The sequence below is a fragment of the Burkholderia sp. LAS2 genome, from assembly GCF_018417615.1.
In the GTDB taxonomy this organism is placed as follows: domain Bacteria; phylum Pseudomonadota; class Gammaproteobacteria; order Burkholderiales; family Burkholderiaceae; genus Burkholderia; species Burkholderia sola.
Map to the genome: position 1 here is coordinate 1,089,960 of NZ_CP071054.1, position 17,717 is coordinate 1,107,676.

Sequence of the window (17,717 nt, forward strand, 5' to 3'; positions counted from 1 at the left end):
CGCTTATTCCCCCCTCGCGAGCCGCGCGAGCAACGCGGGCCCGACCTGCTCGACCAGCGCCGTCAGCTCGCCCGCCCGCGCCATCGTCAGCAACGGCACGTCCTCCTTCACGTCGCTGCGGACCTTGCCGACGAACGGCTTCAGGTCGCGCTCGAGCAGCGCGAGGAAATCCGGATCGTGCGCGGCATCGGCCAGGATCTGCTTCAGGTCCTCCAGCGCTTCAAGTTGCTCGCTCTCGCCCGGCTGATGATCGGCAGCGGACGTCGCGAGCCGGACCTTCTCGAGCCACAGCCGCTCGTTGCCGATGATGCCGATCTGGTTCAGCACTTCCGCACGCAACTGCGGCGCGCGGCCGAAAAAGAGGCCGTGCGCGGGCGTGCGCCCCGTGACGGTGACGCGCACCGCGCGCGGCACGTGGCCGTCGACGGTCAACAGCGCCTCCAGCGACTGGCCGATCTTTCGCGACAGATCGGCCACCGACAGGCAATCGGACGCATCGACCGACACGGCTTCCCAGCGCAGCACGTCGAGATACAGACGTTCGACCTGCGTCCTGCCTTGCTCGACCGTGACGAGCACCGCGCCGCGCCGGCCCGTCTCGCGGATATGACGTCCCTGCAGGTTGCCGGGAAACACGACGGTGGAGGAGCCCGTCCATTGCTGGAATTCGTGCACGTGGCCGAGCGCCCAGTAGTCGTAGCCTTTCGCGTGCAGTTCGGCCAGCGTGCATGGCGCGTAGTTCGGATGCGCCGCGTAGCCTTCAAGCGCCGTGTGCAGCACGCCGATGTTGTAGTGCCCGGGCACCGGGTCCGGATAGCCGATCGCGAGATTGTCGACGACGGCCTTGTCCTTGAAGCTCTGGCCGTGCAGCGCGACGTCGAATTCCGGCAGCCTGACGGTTTCCGGCTTGCGGTGGCCGAACACGGTGACGTTGTCGGGCAGCGTCAGCTTCTTCGTCATCTCGCTTTCGGCATCGTGGTTGCCGCCGAGGACGAACGCGCGGATGCCGGCCTTGCGCAGGCGCCCCATCTGCTGGCCGAAGAAGATGCCGGTGTTGTGATCCTTCCAGTCGCCGTCGTACAGGTCGCCCGCGATCACGAGGAACGCGACTTCCTCTTCGATCGCACGATCCACGAGTTGCCGCAACGCCTCGCGCGACGCGTTGCGCAACTGCGCGGCCGGCGCGTCGGGATACGCGCTCAGGCCGTGCAACGGGCTGTCAAGGTGAATGTCTGCCGCGTGGATGAACTTCACGAAGGTTCCTCTGTTTCATGGCGAACGGGCGACGCCGCTCGCACGGGCCGTGCCGTCATGCGTCGTCCCGGTAGCCGCCGGGCTTGCCGCCGCACATGCGACACGCGTCGGACCGGATCATGCTGCCCGCTGCAAGCGGGTCGGGATGGTACCTGAAAGCGGGTAACGACATGCGCTCTCCGTCGGTCGGGATGACGGGGAAGCACGCGATACCGATGCGAACCGACATTGTGCCGCAGCACGAGCGAGCGACGGCGATACCGCGCCGCTGAAGAACGGGCAGCGCACGACATGATGGCCGCGCGATCGCCCAATAGCGCGGACGCGCGCCGAATCGTGTGTCGGGCGAAACCAAACGGGAACGGCGTTGAACGGGCAGCAGGAAAGCACACAGGCTCGCCCCGCGTGCGTCACGATGCACGCGAGCGCCCGGCTACCTGCGCTCACTCGCCGCGCGGGACCGGCGGCGGCGCATAGCCGTTGTCGTTGCCGGGAAACGGATTCGCGCTGCGGCGCAGCGCGTCCTCGTCGCTCTCCTTCTGCGCGAACAGCGCGACGCCGATCACGCCGACGTTCGCGGCATCGCCGTACTTCGAATTCGCGACATAGCTGTCGGGCACGGCCGCGAAGCGGAACGCGGCAACTTCGTCGCGGCTCTTGCGGAAGCCCTCGATCGTCAGCGTGCGGCCCGGATACAGCACGTAGCCGCCGTTCGTATAGCTGCCCGGCCGCCCCGACCGCACGTCGAGCCCGTCGACCGTCGACACGACTTCGAACGCGCGCCGCCCCTGGTTGCGCAACACGATCATGTAGCGCGAGCCCTCGACGCCCGCCATGTGCCAGCGGCCGTCGCGGCGCGCGAGTCGCAGCGGCGCGCCCTTCTCGTCGGTAAACGACAGCGCGATGTCGCCGTTCGCGAGCGCGACGCGGGTCGGCAGCCGACGCACCTGCGACGCGGGAAGATGGCCGGGCAGCACGTCGTTGTAGTAAACCGACGCGAGATCCGTCGGATTCGCCGGATCCGCGCGTTCGAATTCGACCTGCCGGGTTTCGGATCGCACCGACTCGCCCCACGCGGTGCCGAGCCCGCGGCGCTCGCTGGCATCCGGTGCGGGAGCGGACGCGGTGGTACTGGAAGGCGGCGGGGGCGGCGCCGCACAGGCGGCCAGCCACAGCGCGCAGGCGAGCGCGAGAAGACGGAACAGAATGGTCATGACGTGATGCCTCGGAATGTTATCGGACCGCGCCGGGCGCGCCGGAACGGTGTTTTTGTATCGTCTGTCGTCACGGTGTCGATCGGACATGCTGGCCCGTGCCGACCGGCGCTGCCATCGCGGCGACCGGCGGTCGGGAGCCCTGCTATTTAAGCATGGCGCGCGTGCATTGGGCAGGGGTCGGCCGTCGATCCGGGATTGATCGAGCGCGGCACTTCGGTGATGTTCGTTGGAGGTATTTTCTCACCGATGGGCGCGTTGCTGCCGGGCGACCCTGCGCGGGAGCATCGTCAAAGCTCGGCACTTCAACCGCTCGCGATCCGCCAATACAGTCGGCAGATAACGTTTCGATGCCGGCGCGACTTGCAACAAGGCAACGTATCGCTCTCGGGCAATGCGGTAACCGGGACGACGGTGAGCCCGCCTTCCCGGCATCGACTATTCGACGACGTCGGTCGTCGCGGTCCGACGGCGCCGACCTCGGATCATCGTCTCGCGCGCGGTCTCACCGGCGAACCGCCCCTCATGCGGTGACCAGCTTTTCATCCGGCTGCTGGAGAAAACCGTCTTCGTAGAAGTAATCGAAGAACGTGCGCAACCAGTCGTTGGCCGGACGCAGACTCGATGCGAGCACGTCGCCCGCGAGCCGCTTCAGTTGGGTGACGTCGATCGGAAGAATGCGCCCGACCGTCGGATCCGCAACGGGATTCAATTTCTTGAGCACCGGAATCAGCATCGAAAGCGGATGCGCCGGGTCCTGCCGCACATGCTCGGCCAATGCCGCGAGCCACGCGTCGTAGCTCACCCGCTCGATCGCGAAGCCTTCGTCTTCGATGAAATCGACCAGCGCGTCCAGCGAGTTCCAGCGCGGGTTGATCACATGTACGCCCTGCCCCGCGGCGGTCGGGTCGAGCGACGCGCGTACGATGATCCGGCTGACGACGTCGACCGGCAGGATGTTGTCGAACCCCACGTCGCGCGGCGCCTTTCCAAACAGGATGATGCCCTTGATCAATCGACAGAACAGATCGTCCAGGTTCATCCGCCCGCTCACCGCATGCCCGACGATCCGCGCCGGACGATAGACCGTGACGGGAACGCCGCGCGCGTGCGCCTGCGCGAGCAACTGCTCGGCGACCCATTTGCTCTGTTCATAGCCGCTCGTCAGGTGTTCGTGGAACGGCACCGCGAGCGTTTCCGGCAACGCATCCGAATAACGGTTCAGCGTGCCGACCGTGGACACGTAGTGAATCGGCGTCACGCGATGCAGGCTCGCCAGTCTGACGATGTCCTGAGTCGCCAGCACGTTGACCTGCTTCAGCGTTGCGTACGGATAAACGAAGTTGACCAGCGCGCCGTTGTGGTAGATCGCATCGATTTCACGTGCGAGCGCGTCGAATGCAGCCGCCGACAAGCCCAGGTTCGGTTCGCCGAGATCGCCCGGCACGGCGACGATCCGATCGCGGTGCTGCGCGTCCCACAAGCCGTGCGACTGCATCGCGGCCTCGATACGTCGCACGCCGGCGGCCGGATCGTCGGCGCGCACCACGCACATCACGCGTGCGTCGGTCGTCGCGAGCAGCGTATGAAGCAGGTGCACGCCGAGGAATCCGGTCGCGCCCGTGAGCAACACCGTCCGATACGGGCGCCATGCATACGGTTGCCGTGTCCCGATCGCCGGGTCGAGCCGCGCTTCGCCCGGCAAATCGACGGCCGGCGTATCGCGACGCACATCGCCATTCGCGATACTGGCGGCCAGGCCGGCGATCGTCGGCGCGGCCAGCAGCGTTTCCATGTCGATCGGGTGCTGAAGCCGCTCGCCGATCTGATACAGCATCACGGTGGCTTGCAGCGAATCCCCGCCGAGATCGAAGTAATTGTCGTGAATGCCGATACGCGGCTGCTTGAGCAACACGCACCAGATGTCGTGGATCGCCGTTTCCACCAGGTCGCGAGGCGCCGCATGGCGACCATGCCGGCGAACCTCGACGTCACCGGAAAGCAGCCGGACGCGGTCGATCCTGCCTTTCGCGGAACGCGGCAGGGCGGCGAGCGCGACGACTGCGCCGGCGGACAGTGCCGGCACGCCGCGCAGCCCGGCCAGTCGGCGCACGATGTCCGCGGCGTCGGCCGTCGCGTCCTGATGGAACAGCGCATGGTCCCATTGTCCGCTTTCGGCGATCCGCTCGACGAGCGCCACCTCATCGACGCCCGCCTGCCGTGCGACGTCGGCCTCGAAATCGAGCCAATCCGCCGTCGTCTCGTCGGAACACGCGCTTCGGTCGGGCAGCCACGTATGACAGCCATGCTCGGTGTGCCACGCGTCCAGCGTCGTGCGCAACCACGTACCGTTGCGCGTGACGGTCAGGCTGTCGCGGTCCGGCTTGCCGTTGCGCAACATCAGATCGGGCACCGAATGCCCCGACACGACGAGCGTACCGAGCGCGTCCCCACCCGCCGGGTTCAGATGGGTGTCGGCGACGAACACGGATTCATTGGCCGATACCACGCCCGATTCGACGCGATCGAATCCATCGGCCGACGACACCGCATGCGGGAGCGACCACGCAGGCCAGCACAATTGCCGGAAACGTTTCACGCCGGGTGCGAGCTCGGCGAGTCTCGCGGCGTCCGCACGCGTCAATGAGCGTGCATCGGCCATGACCCAGTCGGTGCGAAGCGCGCCGGCCGACAGCATCGACGCGGCGCGGACGATATGACGCGTCGCTTCCGGACTCAGGACGATACCGTGCCAGTGCGCATCCGGAGACGCCGCTCGCCGCAGAAACGCGGGATCGCCGGCGCTCGCGATCTGGTGCAGCGACAGCCCGGCACTCAGTGCGCCCAGTACCGTCCACAACGCCGTATGCGACAGCGGCCCGTCGCCGAGCGCAACATCCCGCGATGCACCGGCCGGTAACGTCGCGCCGAACGCGCGCGCGGCTTCGACAAGCTGGGCGTGCGTATAGCGCACGACATGCCAATCGCCATCGACATCGCGCCGCAGCAACGAACATGCGCCCTGTACCGGATCTGAACGATCGTCGAGCGCACCGTCGATTTGCCCGTACATCGGGTCCTGCTCGTCGAATACGTAACACATGACGCCGGTCAACGGCGTATGCTGCGCGGTCGTCACGCAGCTTCGCAGCGGTTCCGGCGACCAACTGCCGTCGACGAGCGCATCGAACGCGGCCGATGGCAGATTCGGATCGGTCATCGCGCAATCGACGCCATACGTCAGCCCGGACAGCAGCAAGACCAGCCCGGAGACGGGGTCGTCGCATGCAATCAGCACGCGCTCGCCCGGCCGATAGCCGAAACGCCGCCATTGATGAACGGCACGCTGCACGCGATCGGCCATCGTTCCATAGGTGACGCCGTGCGCGCCGCCCGGCGACTCGCGCCCGTCCAACCGGGCAAAGGCGATTCGATCCGGCGTGCGTGCGGCATGCGCGGCGATATGCGCCGACAACGTCGCGTCGCCCATCGATGCGTGTGCGGATGCGTCGGGCGCGCCGCCGGTACCCGTCGACGGTCGCGCATCGAGCATGAGATCGCGCACTTTTCGCGGGGTCGCGTCGGCCAGGATTTCGAGGAGCCCGCGGTACTGCGACGCCATGCGTTCAATGAACGCCGCGTCGAAGCGGGCCGTGTCGTAGGTCAACTGAAACGTCAGCGTATCCGTCGGCAATACGATCAGCGCCAGCGCATAGCTCGTTTCCTCGACGGCGCGCGGGTCGTCGATCCGCCACCCGCAACTCGCCGCGAGCCGGTCGAACGCATCCCGGCCCGGATAGTTCTCGAATACGTAAAGCGTGTCGAACAGCGATTGCTGGCGCGGCACTTCGCTGCATTTCAATACGTCCGCGAGTGCGCTGTGCGCATGCTGTTCCAGGCGCTGCGTATCGGCTTGCAAGCGTCGCAACCAGTCGGCCGTATCGAGCTCGCCGTCGAGCGTCGCACGCCACGGCAGCGTGTTGATGAACAGGCCGGCCATGCGTTCGATGCCGTCCACTTCTGCCGCACGTCCCGATACGACGATGCCGCCGACGACGTCGTCGCAACCGCCGTAGCGCGCAAGCAGCATCGCCCACGCACCCTGGCACAGCGTATTGAGTGTCACCCGGGCGACGCGGCACGCGCGGCCGGCCGCCTCCATCCATCCGGCCGGCATCGTGTCGGCCCGAACCGACAGCGTGCGGCGCGTGTCGGCGCCGCTTGTGGCACCGTTCGCCGGCGAAGGGCATACCGACGGCGCGAATCCTGCCGGCCTGCGATAGCCGCGCAACAGATCGCGCCAATAGTCGAGCGAACTGTCGCCATTGCGTGTGCGCAGCCACGCAACGTAGTCGCGATAGTCCCGCGCGATGGCAGGAAGCGGCGCGTCCGGGCGGGAATAACGCTGAAACACCTCGCCGAGCAGCAATGGCATCGACCAGCCGTCGAGGATCGCATGGTGATAGGTCCACAGGAACCGATGCCGCTCGTGACCGAGGTCGATCAGCGTGACGCGCATCAGCGGCGCGACGCTGAAATCGAAGCCGCGCGCGCGGTCGCTCGCGAGCAATCGATCGAATCGATCGGCTTGCTCGTCGGCCGCGTGATCGCGCCAGTCGATCACCTCGAACGGCAACCCGACCGTATGCCGGACGACCTGCAACGGATTCTCTTCGTGCAGGCGAATGAACAGCGTCTTGAGTGTGTCGTGGCGATGCACGACCGCTTCCCACGCGCCGCGGAATCGCTCGAGGTCCAGCGGGCCATGCAACACGCAGGAAAATTGCTCGACGTAGATGCCGGAGGCCGGATCGAGTCGCGAATGGTGAAGCATGCCTCGCTGCAGAGGCGTGAGCGGGTAAATGGTGTCGACGTTTCGGGTCATCCTGGATTCCTGGTGCGGTCATGCTCGACGAACGCGCGGTATCGCGTGCCGCCGCGTTCAGCGCTCGAGTGCGTCGATTTCTTCCAGCAGCGCGTCGAGCGCGTCCTGGTCGACATCGAGTTGAGGAACGTCGTCGGGTGTCAGACCGCCCACCCCGTCGGCGCTGCAATGGCGAATCAGCATCGTCAGCGCCTCTTCGACGCGGCACATCAGGCAGCCGATGCTCTCGTCGACGCCCGGCACCCCGAAGAAGCTGGACTCCACGGTCAGCCTGCCGCGCGACACGTACGCGACGACGTCCAGCAGGTGCGTGCGCCGCTGGCGCGGGCTGCGGATGCCCGGCGCCGGTTCGGGCGGCCCGCCGTACAGCGGCGACGACGGTCCCGACAATTGCTCCAGTTGACCGAGGTAGGTAAACAGGATCGGTGCGCGCGGAAACGACGTCAGCGCATCGGCGCCGGCCTGCGGTTTCGTGTCGAGATAGCGCAGCACGCCATAGCTCGCGCCCTTGCGCGGCACCTCGCGCAGTCGGGCCTTGACCGACTTGATGAGCGCCGACGGATCCGCGGCGGTGGCCGGCGTGTCGATCAGCACCGGATAGATCGACGTGAACCAGCCGACCGTGCGGCTCAGGTCGATCGCGTCGCCGAGGCCATCCCGGCCATGCCCCTCGACGTCCACCAGCAACGCATCGCTGCCGCTCCAGGCATGGAAACCCGCGTGCAGCGCGGCGATGAGCAGATCGTTCGCGTCGGTGCCGTAAGCACGCGGCGCCGTGGTTCGAAACGCGTGCGTCAGATCCGCATCGAGCGTGATCGCACAACTGAGCGACGATTCCTGATAAGCATGCTGAACGATCGAGGTCAGCCCGTGACGCATCAGCGCCACCCGCTTCGGCCCATCCAGCACGTCGCGCACCTGTGCGTTCACGTTGCGCCAGTAGAGACGGTCGTCGTCGAGCGCGTCGCCCTGCGCCAGCGCAAGCCACTGGTCCACCCAAGCCTTTACGGAGCTCGTCTTCGGCGGCAACGCCGCCGCCGTGCGGTCACGCAAGCGCAGATAGCAATCGGCCAGGTCCTGCAGCAGGATGCTCCAGGACACACCGTCGATCGCCATGTGATGAACGACGATCAGCAGCCGGCTGCTCGACACGCTGGTGCTCTCGAGCCACCTGACCGCGATGAGCCGGCCGCCCTCGAGGTCGAGGCTGCGCTGTGCGGCGTCGATCGCATCGCGCCACATGCGTTCGCAATGCCGGCCAGCCGAGTCGATACACGGGACGATCGCAAAATCGACGGCGTCGGCGCCGCCGTCGCCGGCAAACATGTGTCGCATTCCATCGCCGTGCGCGACGAACCGGGAACGCAGCACGTCGTGATGCCGCATGACGACGCGAATCGCCTCGGCCATGATGTTCGCGTCGGGCGTCTCGCCGAGCGGAACGAGCAGCGCCTGGTTGAAGTGCGAACGATCGACGTCGACGCGCTCGACGAACCATTGCGCCGCCGGACCCAGCACCGTCTCGCCCTGCACCGGCCCCTGATCGACATCGAGACCCGGCGTCTCGCGCACCACCGTCGACAGGTCCGCCACGGTCGTATGCAGGAAAATGTCCTGCGGCTTCAAATACATGCCGTCGAGCGCGGCCCGCGATACGATGACCGCGGCGAGAATCGAATCGCCGCCCAATTCGAAGAAATCCTGATCGACGCCGACCGACGGCTGGCCGAGGACGTCGGCCCAGATCGCCGCGAGTTTGCGCTCGATGTCGGTCGACGCGCGACGGTCGGCCCGCTCGCTTGCGCGAGGCAGCGGGAGCCCGCCTGCGTCGAGTGCGCCGCCCGCGTCGAGCGGCAGCCGGTCGAGCACCACGATCGCGTCGGGGTGCATCGCGTCCGGCAACGCATGCTTCAATGCCGAACGCACCGCGTTTTCGAGCGCATGCGCATCCACGTGGCCGTCATCCGCGACGAGATAGGCGACCAGCATTTCCTGCGTGTCGCGGACGACGCATGCACAGGCGACGGCGGCCACACCGGGGATCGCGGAGATCGCCTGTTCGACCGTGCCGATTTCGATCGGCACGGGCCGGTGACGCGCGACCCGTGACGAAGGATCGGCGCACAGCAGGTCGCCGCCACGGCGCACGACCGACACGCCAGTGGGTATCAGCGCCCTGTCCGGGGGCGCGGTTTCGAGTGCAGCTCCTGCAGCCGACGCGCGGATCGACGCGCCGTCGAAGAAATGCAGTTTTCCGGCCTGGCGATCATCGGCGAAACTTCCGGATGATCCGAGCGCGAATGCAACACGTCCGGGATACGACGGCGCCAGCAATTGCCAGCCGTCCGGACAGGCCGCGAACGCACACAGCGCCGAACCGATGTCCGCGCGCTGCACCGGGACGAAGTACGCCGCCGTGGGTATCCGGTTGGCCGCGGCGAGCGACTTCAACGGTTGCGGATGCTCGCCGTACGCGACAAGCGCGCGTGCCCGCTCCACGCCGGCGACGTCCGCACGTTGCAACAGAAGCGACGGCAGCAGGAGCGACGGGCCGTCCGCGAGCAACCGGTCGAGTGCCGCGTACGCGATGGTCGCGATTGCCGGGTCGCCGGAAGCGAGCGCGCCAATGGCGGCCTGCTCGGACAGTCGAGCCGTGCCGCCGACAAGCACGGCCTGCGCAAGCGCCGCTGCCGACAGCCAGTCATGCGCGCCGTGCGGAACGAGCACCGTTGCGTGGGCGTCGAGATGGAGCAATTGACCGACATAGTCGAGCAGCGGCTCGACCGCAGAAGCGCTGCCTGCGGCAACGCCGTCGCCGCGCGCGGCGTCATCGCGCGCCTGCACCACTTCTATCGCGTCGATCTCCCAGCCGGACCAACCGTCGCCACGACCGCTGCACACTGCGTCGGCCGTGTCGCCCGACACCGTATAGCACGCGCCGACGGCGCGGATCGCGAGCAACGCGACCGCGCGCTCGGCGACACTTTGCAGTCGGAGTTCGACTCGATTTCCGGCACCGATCCCGAGGGCGTCCAGTTGTGCACGGACGGCGCGAACCGCATCGCGGACCTCGCCATCGCTGATCGCGCGATGGTCGAATTGCCAGACCACGCGCGATGCATCTAGCTGCACCTCGGGTTCGGCATGGGCCGCGCGGCGCACGAATGCGTCGGCCGCGGCAATGCGGCTTCGCGCATCGTCGGTCGGTGCGGTCGCGAGTGTGTACTGGTGCAGCGAACGGCGAGTGTCAGCCACCACCTGCTCGACGAGATGCGCATACTGGCTCGCGAATCGCGCGATCGTTTCGTCGTCGAACAGATCCGTATTGAACGTCCAGGCGGTCAGGTATTCGTCACCGAGATCCTGTACGTTGAGCGTCAGATCGTGTGTCGCGCCGCGCGTACCGGTGCTCGATGCGGCGAGACGCTCACGATAGAACGGCACGCCGCTCCCGCCTTCGGCGGCGAAATCGCCGCGCGCCTGGTTCCAGTTGTACATCACCTGGTAGATCGGCGACCGGCTCGGATCGCGCGCCGGACGCAATGCATCGACCAGCAACGGAAACGGATAATCCTGGTGATCGAGCACGCGCAGCATCATTTCGCGCGTGCGCTGCAGCAGCGCGTCGAACGAATCGTCCGGTCGGACTTCGCACGCGAGCACGACCGTGTTCACGAAATGACCGACCACGCTCTCGCTGCCCGGCGCATTGCGCCCGGAAGTCGGTGCGCCGATCATCACCCGCGCCTGCCCGGTGTGAAGGTGAAGATGCAATTGATAGACCGCGAGCAGCAGCATGTACGGGGTCACGCGCAGCAGCCGGGCCGTGTCGCGCACCTGCTGCGATAGCGTCGCGCCGAGCGACCGATCGTAGACGCGTCCATGCTCGGTTTTGCGCGGCGGGCGCAACCGGTCGGTCGCGAGGATCAACACCGGAAATCCGTGTGCCAGCTCGCGCCGCCAGAACGCCGCGAGATGCTCGCCGTCCGCGCCGTCGAGCCGTGCGCGCTCGTGTTCGACGCAATCCTTGTACTGCACCGGCAGCGGCGGCAACTTCAGCGGCTCGCCCGCGCGGGCGAGACGGTAGAGCGTGCGAAGCTCGTTGAGCAAGATCTCGAGCGACCAGAAATCGGCGGCGATATGGTGAACGTTCAACAGCAGCACCACGCGAATCGCGTCGGCGCCGACGTGCTCGTTCAGCAGCAGCTTGAGCCGGATCGGCGATTGCGTCAGATCGAACGGGCGATTCGACTCTTCGTCGATCCACCGGCGGATCGCGGCTTCGTCGGCCGCGAACACGCGATCGACCGAGAACTGCGCGCGCGCTTGCGACCCCACCTGCTGACGCGGCTCGCCATCGATCACGCGGTACGCGGTGCGAAGGATCGGATGGCGTGCGATCAGATAGTCGACGCAGCGGCGCAGCGTGGATAGGTCGACATCGTCGTCGATGCGCGTCGCATACGTCACGTTGTATGCCGCGCTGTCGGGATTGAGCTGATGCAGCGACCAGAGCGATTTCTGCGCGAACGAGAGCGGGTAGGTGCCCGCCGTTCCCGCAAATTGCTCGAGCAGCGCGATGAGCGTCGCCTTGTGGGTCTTCAGCTCGTCGACGAGCGAAGGTGTGACCGCGCCCTTCGGCGCCTTGTATTGCAGCTTGCCGTCCTGGGTCCAGAGCTCGATGCCGCGCCCCGCCAGTTCGTTGATGAATTCGATCGAGCTCACAGCTCTCCTCCTTCCATTTCGACGCCGAACGTCGCTTCTCCTGACACCACGTCGATCCGGTCCGCCGCGCGCGATGGGGGTGTTCCGTCGGGCGCCCGCGACTCGCTGCGGTCGAGCGTCGTCACGATCGTGCGCACGACGTCGTCGACGGACGCGCCTTCGAGCAATCGCCCGAACGGAACATCGACGCCCAGCTCGCTGCGCAATGCATTGCGGAATTCCGCGGCCATCAGCGAATCGAGGCCGAGCTCGATCAGCGGAATATCCGGCGCGATCCGCTCGCTCGACGTATGCAGGGTCGCGGCGATGGCGTCGGTCAGGTGTCCGCGCAGCAATCGCATGCGCTCGTCGTCCGGCACCCCCGCGATGCGCTCGCGCAAGCCAGGGCCGGTACCGGCCGGGCGATGCGCCGGCGGCGCTGGCGGCACGAGTTCCGACAACAGCGCGCCCATCGCCCGGCTCGGGCTGCGCTTGATCAGCGTATCGACTTCCACGTTCCAGATCTGCGTCTGCCCGTCGGGTTCGGCGACCAGCGCGTCGAACACGCGCAATGCGACGTCCGGCTCGATCGGCTTGAGACCGAACGATGCGATGCGGCGCAGTTGCCGCGCGTCGAGCTGATCGACCATCCCGTTGCCGCCCCACAGGCCCCAGTTCATCGTGTGCCCAGGCAGGCCGTCCTGGTTGCGCACGGCCGTCAGCGCGTCCACATAGGCGTTCGCGGCGGCGTATGCACATTGCCCCGGGGAGCCGATGCAGGCCACGATCGACGAAAACGACACGAAGTGCCGCAGCGGCAGATGCGCGGTCGCGCGATGCAGATTCAACGTTCCCGCGACCTTCGGCGCGAGCACCTTCAATACGTCGGTCATCGGCTGGGTCGCGAACAGGCCGTCGTCAAGCGTGCCCGCCGCATGCAGGACGCCGACGAGAGGGTGCGCGGAATCCGCTTCGAGCGCATGGACGAGCGCGTCGATGTCGGCGGACGAGGCGACGTCGGCCGCCACGAATTCGACGATCGCGCCGTGCGCATCGGCGATCGACGCAAGTCGCGCGCGTTCGCTGTCGGCCGGGACCTGGCGGCTGGCCGACACGATCTTCGGCACGCCATTCCGGATCAACTGCTCGATCACCCGCGTGCCGATTGCACCGCGTCCGCCCGTCACCAGATAGGCGCCGTGCGCAAGCGGTTGCGCCGCGCCGGCGTCGCGTGCGACGAGCCGCGGAACGTATACGGTGTCGCCATGCGACACGAACTGCGTCTCGCCAGTCGTCGCGGCGCCCGCCACTGCGGTCAGCGCGCGCGCGCAAGACGTCGCATCGGGCGCCGGCAGATCGATCACGCACACCGGAATGTCGCCGCTCTCGTGCATCAGGCTGCGGGCGACGCCCCAGGCCGCCGCCTGAAACGGCGCTACGCGCACGTCGATGCCGGGCACGTGCTGCGCCGCGTGGGTCACGATGCAGACGGCCGGCGTGCCCTGCGGCCAGCGAGCCGACTGCACTTCGCGCCAGAGGTTCGCGAAGCGCCGGTAAGCTGCGCCGACTGCGGCGAGTTCATCTTCTGATTCCGCGTCGTCTCTCGACGGCCACACATAGAGCAGCACGGTACGTCGTGCATCCAGGCCGGCTAGTGCATCGTCGAGCGCAGCACGAATGCGCCGGGTACCTGCATCGTCGTCGAACCGGTCGTCCGCCGGCAGCGCCGCGATTGCACACGCGTTGCCAGCGTCTTCACATGCCTGCGCCAGCATCGCGTCCAGCGCGGACCCGTTGCCGATCAGCACGAAGTTCGCGCGCGCGTCGGCCGCCTCATGTTTGGCCGCAAACAGCCGCCAGACGAGCGTGTTCAGCGCGACAGGCTCCGCGACCCGCTGAAACCGTCGCGGATCGACGGCCATCAGCCGCAATCCGGAGACGACGGCGACGCAGCTGCCCGCGTCGTCGTATATCCAGAGATCCGCGGTAGCAACGCTGCGCTTCACCCGAGCCCGCACTGCACACCACACCGCCTGCACGCCACGTATCGGCATGCAAGCGATCCGTTCGATGCCGATCGGCACGAAGGCGGTGTTCAGCTCCGCATCCCATAGCGCGCCCGCGACGGTCTGAAACGCATTGTCGAGCAGCGCCGGATGAACGATGCGGACGAGGTCGTCCGTGCCGTCCGGCTCCATTTCGATTCGGGCCAGCGCCACGTCGTCGCCCCGCGACAGCGCGCGAATCGAGCGAAATGCACCGCCGTATTCGAGCCCGGTCGCTTGCAAGCGCGCGTAGAAACCGTCGACAGGCAACGCGTCGCCGCATTGCGCGCGCCATTCATCGAGCGCCGGCACGTCGGACACGTCGGCAACGCCATGCGTCGTCCCGATCTGCGCGGCGCACTGCAACGTCCATTCGGGTTGGGACGCGGCCGTGTCGTGGCAGGCGTGAATGTCGATCCGCACGCCTGCTTCGCCCGGATGCGAGGGGTCACTTGCGTGCACGACCGTGCCGAACGTCACCGCGTTGCCGGGCTCCAGCGTGAGCGCGTTATCGAACGACACCTCACGCGCGACCAGCCAGCGGCCGGCCGCGGATTCCGTATCGTCGCCATCGCGCCGCGATGCCGCGTCGAGCAGCGCCTCGACGAAGCCTGCCGCCGGAAAAACGAGTTGCCCGTGCACGCGGTGTCCGCCCAGAAACGGCAGATGCCGATCGGACACCTCGCTCTCGTAGCGAAGATGATCCGATGCCGGAATCGCGAGATGCCGGCCCAGCACGCCGCGACCGGCGGTCCGACGCGCGCCGGTTGCGCTCGTCAGCACGTTCGCCCGCTGCGCCGGCTCCCGCGCATTCACCCAGTAACGCTGCGCTTCGAGCGGATACGGCGGCAGCACGCCGCGGCGCGCGGCTTGCCGCATCGGCGCACCGGTTCGGGAGCGCTCGTACGCATGCCAGTCGACACGACGACCGCACATATAGACATGTGCCAATGCACGCAGCAACTGCTCGGTTTCGCGCCCGTCATTGCCCATCGACGGCAGCGCAATCACGTTGCGATGATCCGCCCGCTCCGCCGTGCACGCGGAGACGAGGCTCGAAAGCGTCTTGCCAGGCCCGATCTCGATGACCGTCGTCACCTTGTCGTCGAGCAGGGTGTCGACACCCGCACGGAAGGCTACGGTGGCCCGGACATGCTCGACCCAATACGCGGGATCGCACAGGCGTTCGGCCTCGAATCGGCCCGTCACGTTGGACACGATCGGAATCGCAGGCACGCGATAGCGCACGGTCGCGGCGACGGCGCCGAAATCGGCGAGCATCGGCTCCATCAGCGGCGAATGGAATGCGCGCGATACCGCCAGCGCCTTCGTCGCGATGCCGCGCGACGCGAACAGTCGCTCGATCGACTCGATTGCGTCCGGGTCGCCCGACACCAGCACGCTCTCCGGTGCGTTGTCCGCGGCGATGGCGACGCGCCCGGGGTAGTCGCGCACCGCATCGGCCACGTGACGCACGCTTGCGAACACCGCGAGCGCACGGCCCGGCGCGGTGAGCGTATCCATCAAACGTCCGCGCGCCGTCACGAGACGGCAGCCGTCCTCGATCGAGAACACGCCGGCAATGCACGCAGCCGCGTACTCGCCGATGCTGTGGCCCATCACGACCTCCGGCACGACGCCCCAGTGCATCCACAAGCGCGCGAGCGCGACCTCGAGCGCGAACATCGCCGGTTGCGTGTAACGCGTTTCGTTGATCCGGTCCTGATGGTCGCCCCACAGCACGTCCACGAGCGACAGTTCTCCTTGCGCCTCGATATGGCTGTCGCATGCGTCGAATACGTCGCGAAACGGCGCGAAATCCCGATAGAGCTGTCGAGCCATCCCGGCGCGCTGCGCGCCCTGTCCGGTAAACAGGAACGCAAGCCGGTCGCGGGCGCCGCCCGGCTGCCCGCTCCGGACCGTCATGGCCCGCGCCGCGTCCGACAGCGCATCGAGCAGCGTGTCGCGAGCATCCGCGACAATCGCCACGCGATGCCGATGGCTGTCGCGCGCGAGACGCAGCGCGCTGGCGACCGCGTCGGGCGCCAGCGACGCGTCTGCCCGCACGTGCGCCGCGCAGTCTTCGATCGCCTGTTTCAACATCGGCGCCGTGTGGGCGGACAACGGCCAGATATCGTGACGCGCGTGCCCGGCCAGCGCGACGTCCGCGTCGGGTTCCGCTGCGCGCGTCTCCTGCCATGCCTCAATGATCAGGTGTGCGTTCGTGCCGCTCATGCCGAACGAGCTGATCGCCGCGATACGCCGGCCCGGTCGGGACGACGGCCACGCCGCATGCTCGGTCGGCACGCGAATGCCGTTCGCATCCCAGTCGACGTGCGTGGTCGGCGTATCGAAATGCAGGTGCCGCGGCAATTCACCTTTCTGCAGCGCGCACACGACCTTCATCAGCCCGGCGACCGCGGCGGCCGATTCGAGATGCCCGATATTCGTCTTGATGCTGCCGACGTACAGGTCGCCGGTGCGATTCGTGTCGCGGCAATACACGTCCTCGAGCGCACGCAGCTCGATCGGATCGCCGAGCGGCGTACCGGTGCCGTGCGCCTCGACGTAGTCGACGTCGGCCGGCGACACGCCGGCATGCTCGAGCGCGTCGCGGATCACGTCGCGTTGCGCACGGCCATTCGGCGCCGTCATTCCGTTGCTGCGCCCGTCGTGATTGACGGCTGAGCCGCGGATCACCGCCCGGATCGGCCTGCCCTGCGCCCGCGCATCGGACAGCCGCATCAGCGCGACGACGCCGCAGCCTTCGCCGCGCACGTAACCGTCGGCGGCCGCGTCGAACGTCCGGCAGCGGCCGCTCGGCGACAGCGCCTGAAGCTCGCTCAGCGCGATCGTCATCTCCGGCGACAGCATCAGGTTGACACCACCCGCGAATGCGACATCGGACTCGCGGGTACGCAGGCTATGGCAAGCCAAATGGACGGCGACGAGCGACGACGAGCACGCGGTGTCGAGATGCAACGCCGGGCCATGAAACCCGAACAGATAGGAAATGCGTCCGGCCGCGAAGGGCCGCGCGGTACCGAGCGATGTCTGCGCATAGCTGAGCGCGTCACCCGCTACGCTCTCGCTGACGCGCGCGTAGTCGTCGACCGACGAACCGACGAACACGCCGGTTCGGTACGACGCGATCGTTTCCCGCGAAAAGCCGGCATCTTCCAGTGCACGCCACGTGCATTCGAGCAACAACCGCTGCTGCGGATCGATGTGCGGCGCCTCGCGCTCCGACACGCCGAAGAATCCCGCATCGAAACGATCGACGTCGTCGATGAACCCGCCATGCCGGCTGTAGCTCGTGTCGCGCCGGCCCGGCCGCGGATCGTAGATCGCATCGGTCCATCGGTCGGCCGGCACCGGGCCGACGGCGTCGGTCCCGTCCGCGAGCATCGACCAGAGCGCGTCGGCGGAATCCACGCCGCCGGGCAGGCGGCAGCCCATGCCGACGATGGCGATCGGTTCGCTCATCGCGCTGCGCGCTTCTGCCAGTTCGCGTTGCAGCGCGTCGATCTTCAGCAACGCTTGCTTCACGGGTGTAAGGGGCGCGGCGGCCGCGCGATTGGACTCGATCATGTGTACCACTCCAGACGTTCGCGG

Annotated in this window: 5 protein-coding genes; all 5 read right to left on the reverse strand. The window is 67.4% G+C overall.

The genetic code is table 11. The features are described 5' to 3' along the window. Positions 1-3 precede the first annotated feature (3 nt). Positions 4-1,254 carry a metallophosphoesterase family protein gene (locus JYG37_RS33930; RefSeq protein ID WP_050016601.1) on the reverse strand — a complete coding sequence of 417 codons (1,251 nt, stop codon included), beginning with the start codon at positions 1,252-1,254 and terminating at the stop codon, positions 4-6. Positions 1,255-1,697: 443 nt separating this feature from the next. Then, positions 1,698-2,468: a hypothetical protein gene (locus JYG37_RS33935; RefSeq protein WP_050016603.1), complete on the reverse strand. Its 771-nt coding sequence runs from the start codon at positions 2,466-2,468 to the stop codon at positions 1,698-1,700. 523 nt (positions 2,469-2,991) lie between these two features. Beyond that, on the reverse strand, positions 2,992-7,353 hold the full coding sequence (locus tag JYG37_RS33940; protein ID WP_124631928.1) for a thioester reductase domain-containing protein: 4,362 nt from the start codon (positions 7,351-7,353) through the stop codon (positions 2,992-2,994). A gap of 57 nt (positions 7,354-7,410) precedes the next feature. Next, positions 7,411-12,078, reverse strand: a complete 4,668-nt coding sequence (locus JYG37_RS33945) for a condensation domain-containing protein (RefSeq protein WP_213346807.1) — start codon at positions 12,076-12,078, stop codon at positions 7,411-7,413. Next, a complete protein-coding gene (locus JYG37_RS33950) occupies positions 12,075-17,693 on the reverse strand; it encodes a type I polyketide synthase (protein ID WP_213346809.1) in 5,619 nt (1,872 codons plus the stop codon). The genes JYG37_RS33945 and JYG37_RS33950 overlap by 4 nt, the downstream gene beginning before the upstream one ends. Positions 17,694-17,717: the final 24 nt, after the last annotated feature.

Bases quoted from the DNA above. Each gene is read 5' to 3' on its own strand.
- JYG37_RS33950 (WP_213346809.1), bottom strand. From the start codon at position 17,693: ATGATCGAGTCCAATCGCGCGGCCGCCGCGCCCCTTACACCCGTGAAG.
- JYG37_RS33935 (WP_050016603.1), bottom strand. From the start codon at position 2,468: ATGACCATTCTGTTCCGTCTTCTCGCGCTCGCCTGCGCGCTGTGGCTG.
- JYG37_RS33940 (WP_124631928.1), bottom strand. From the start codon at position 7,353: ATGACCCGAAACGTCGACACCATTTACCCGCTCACGCCTCTGCAGCGA.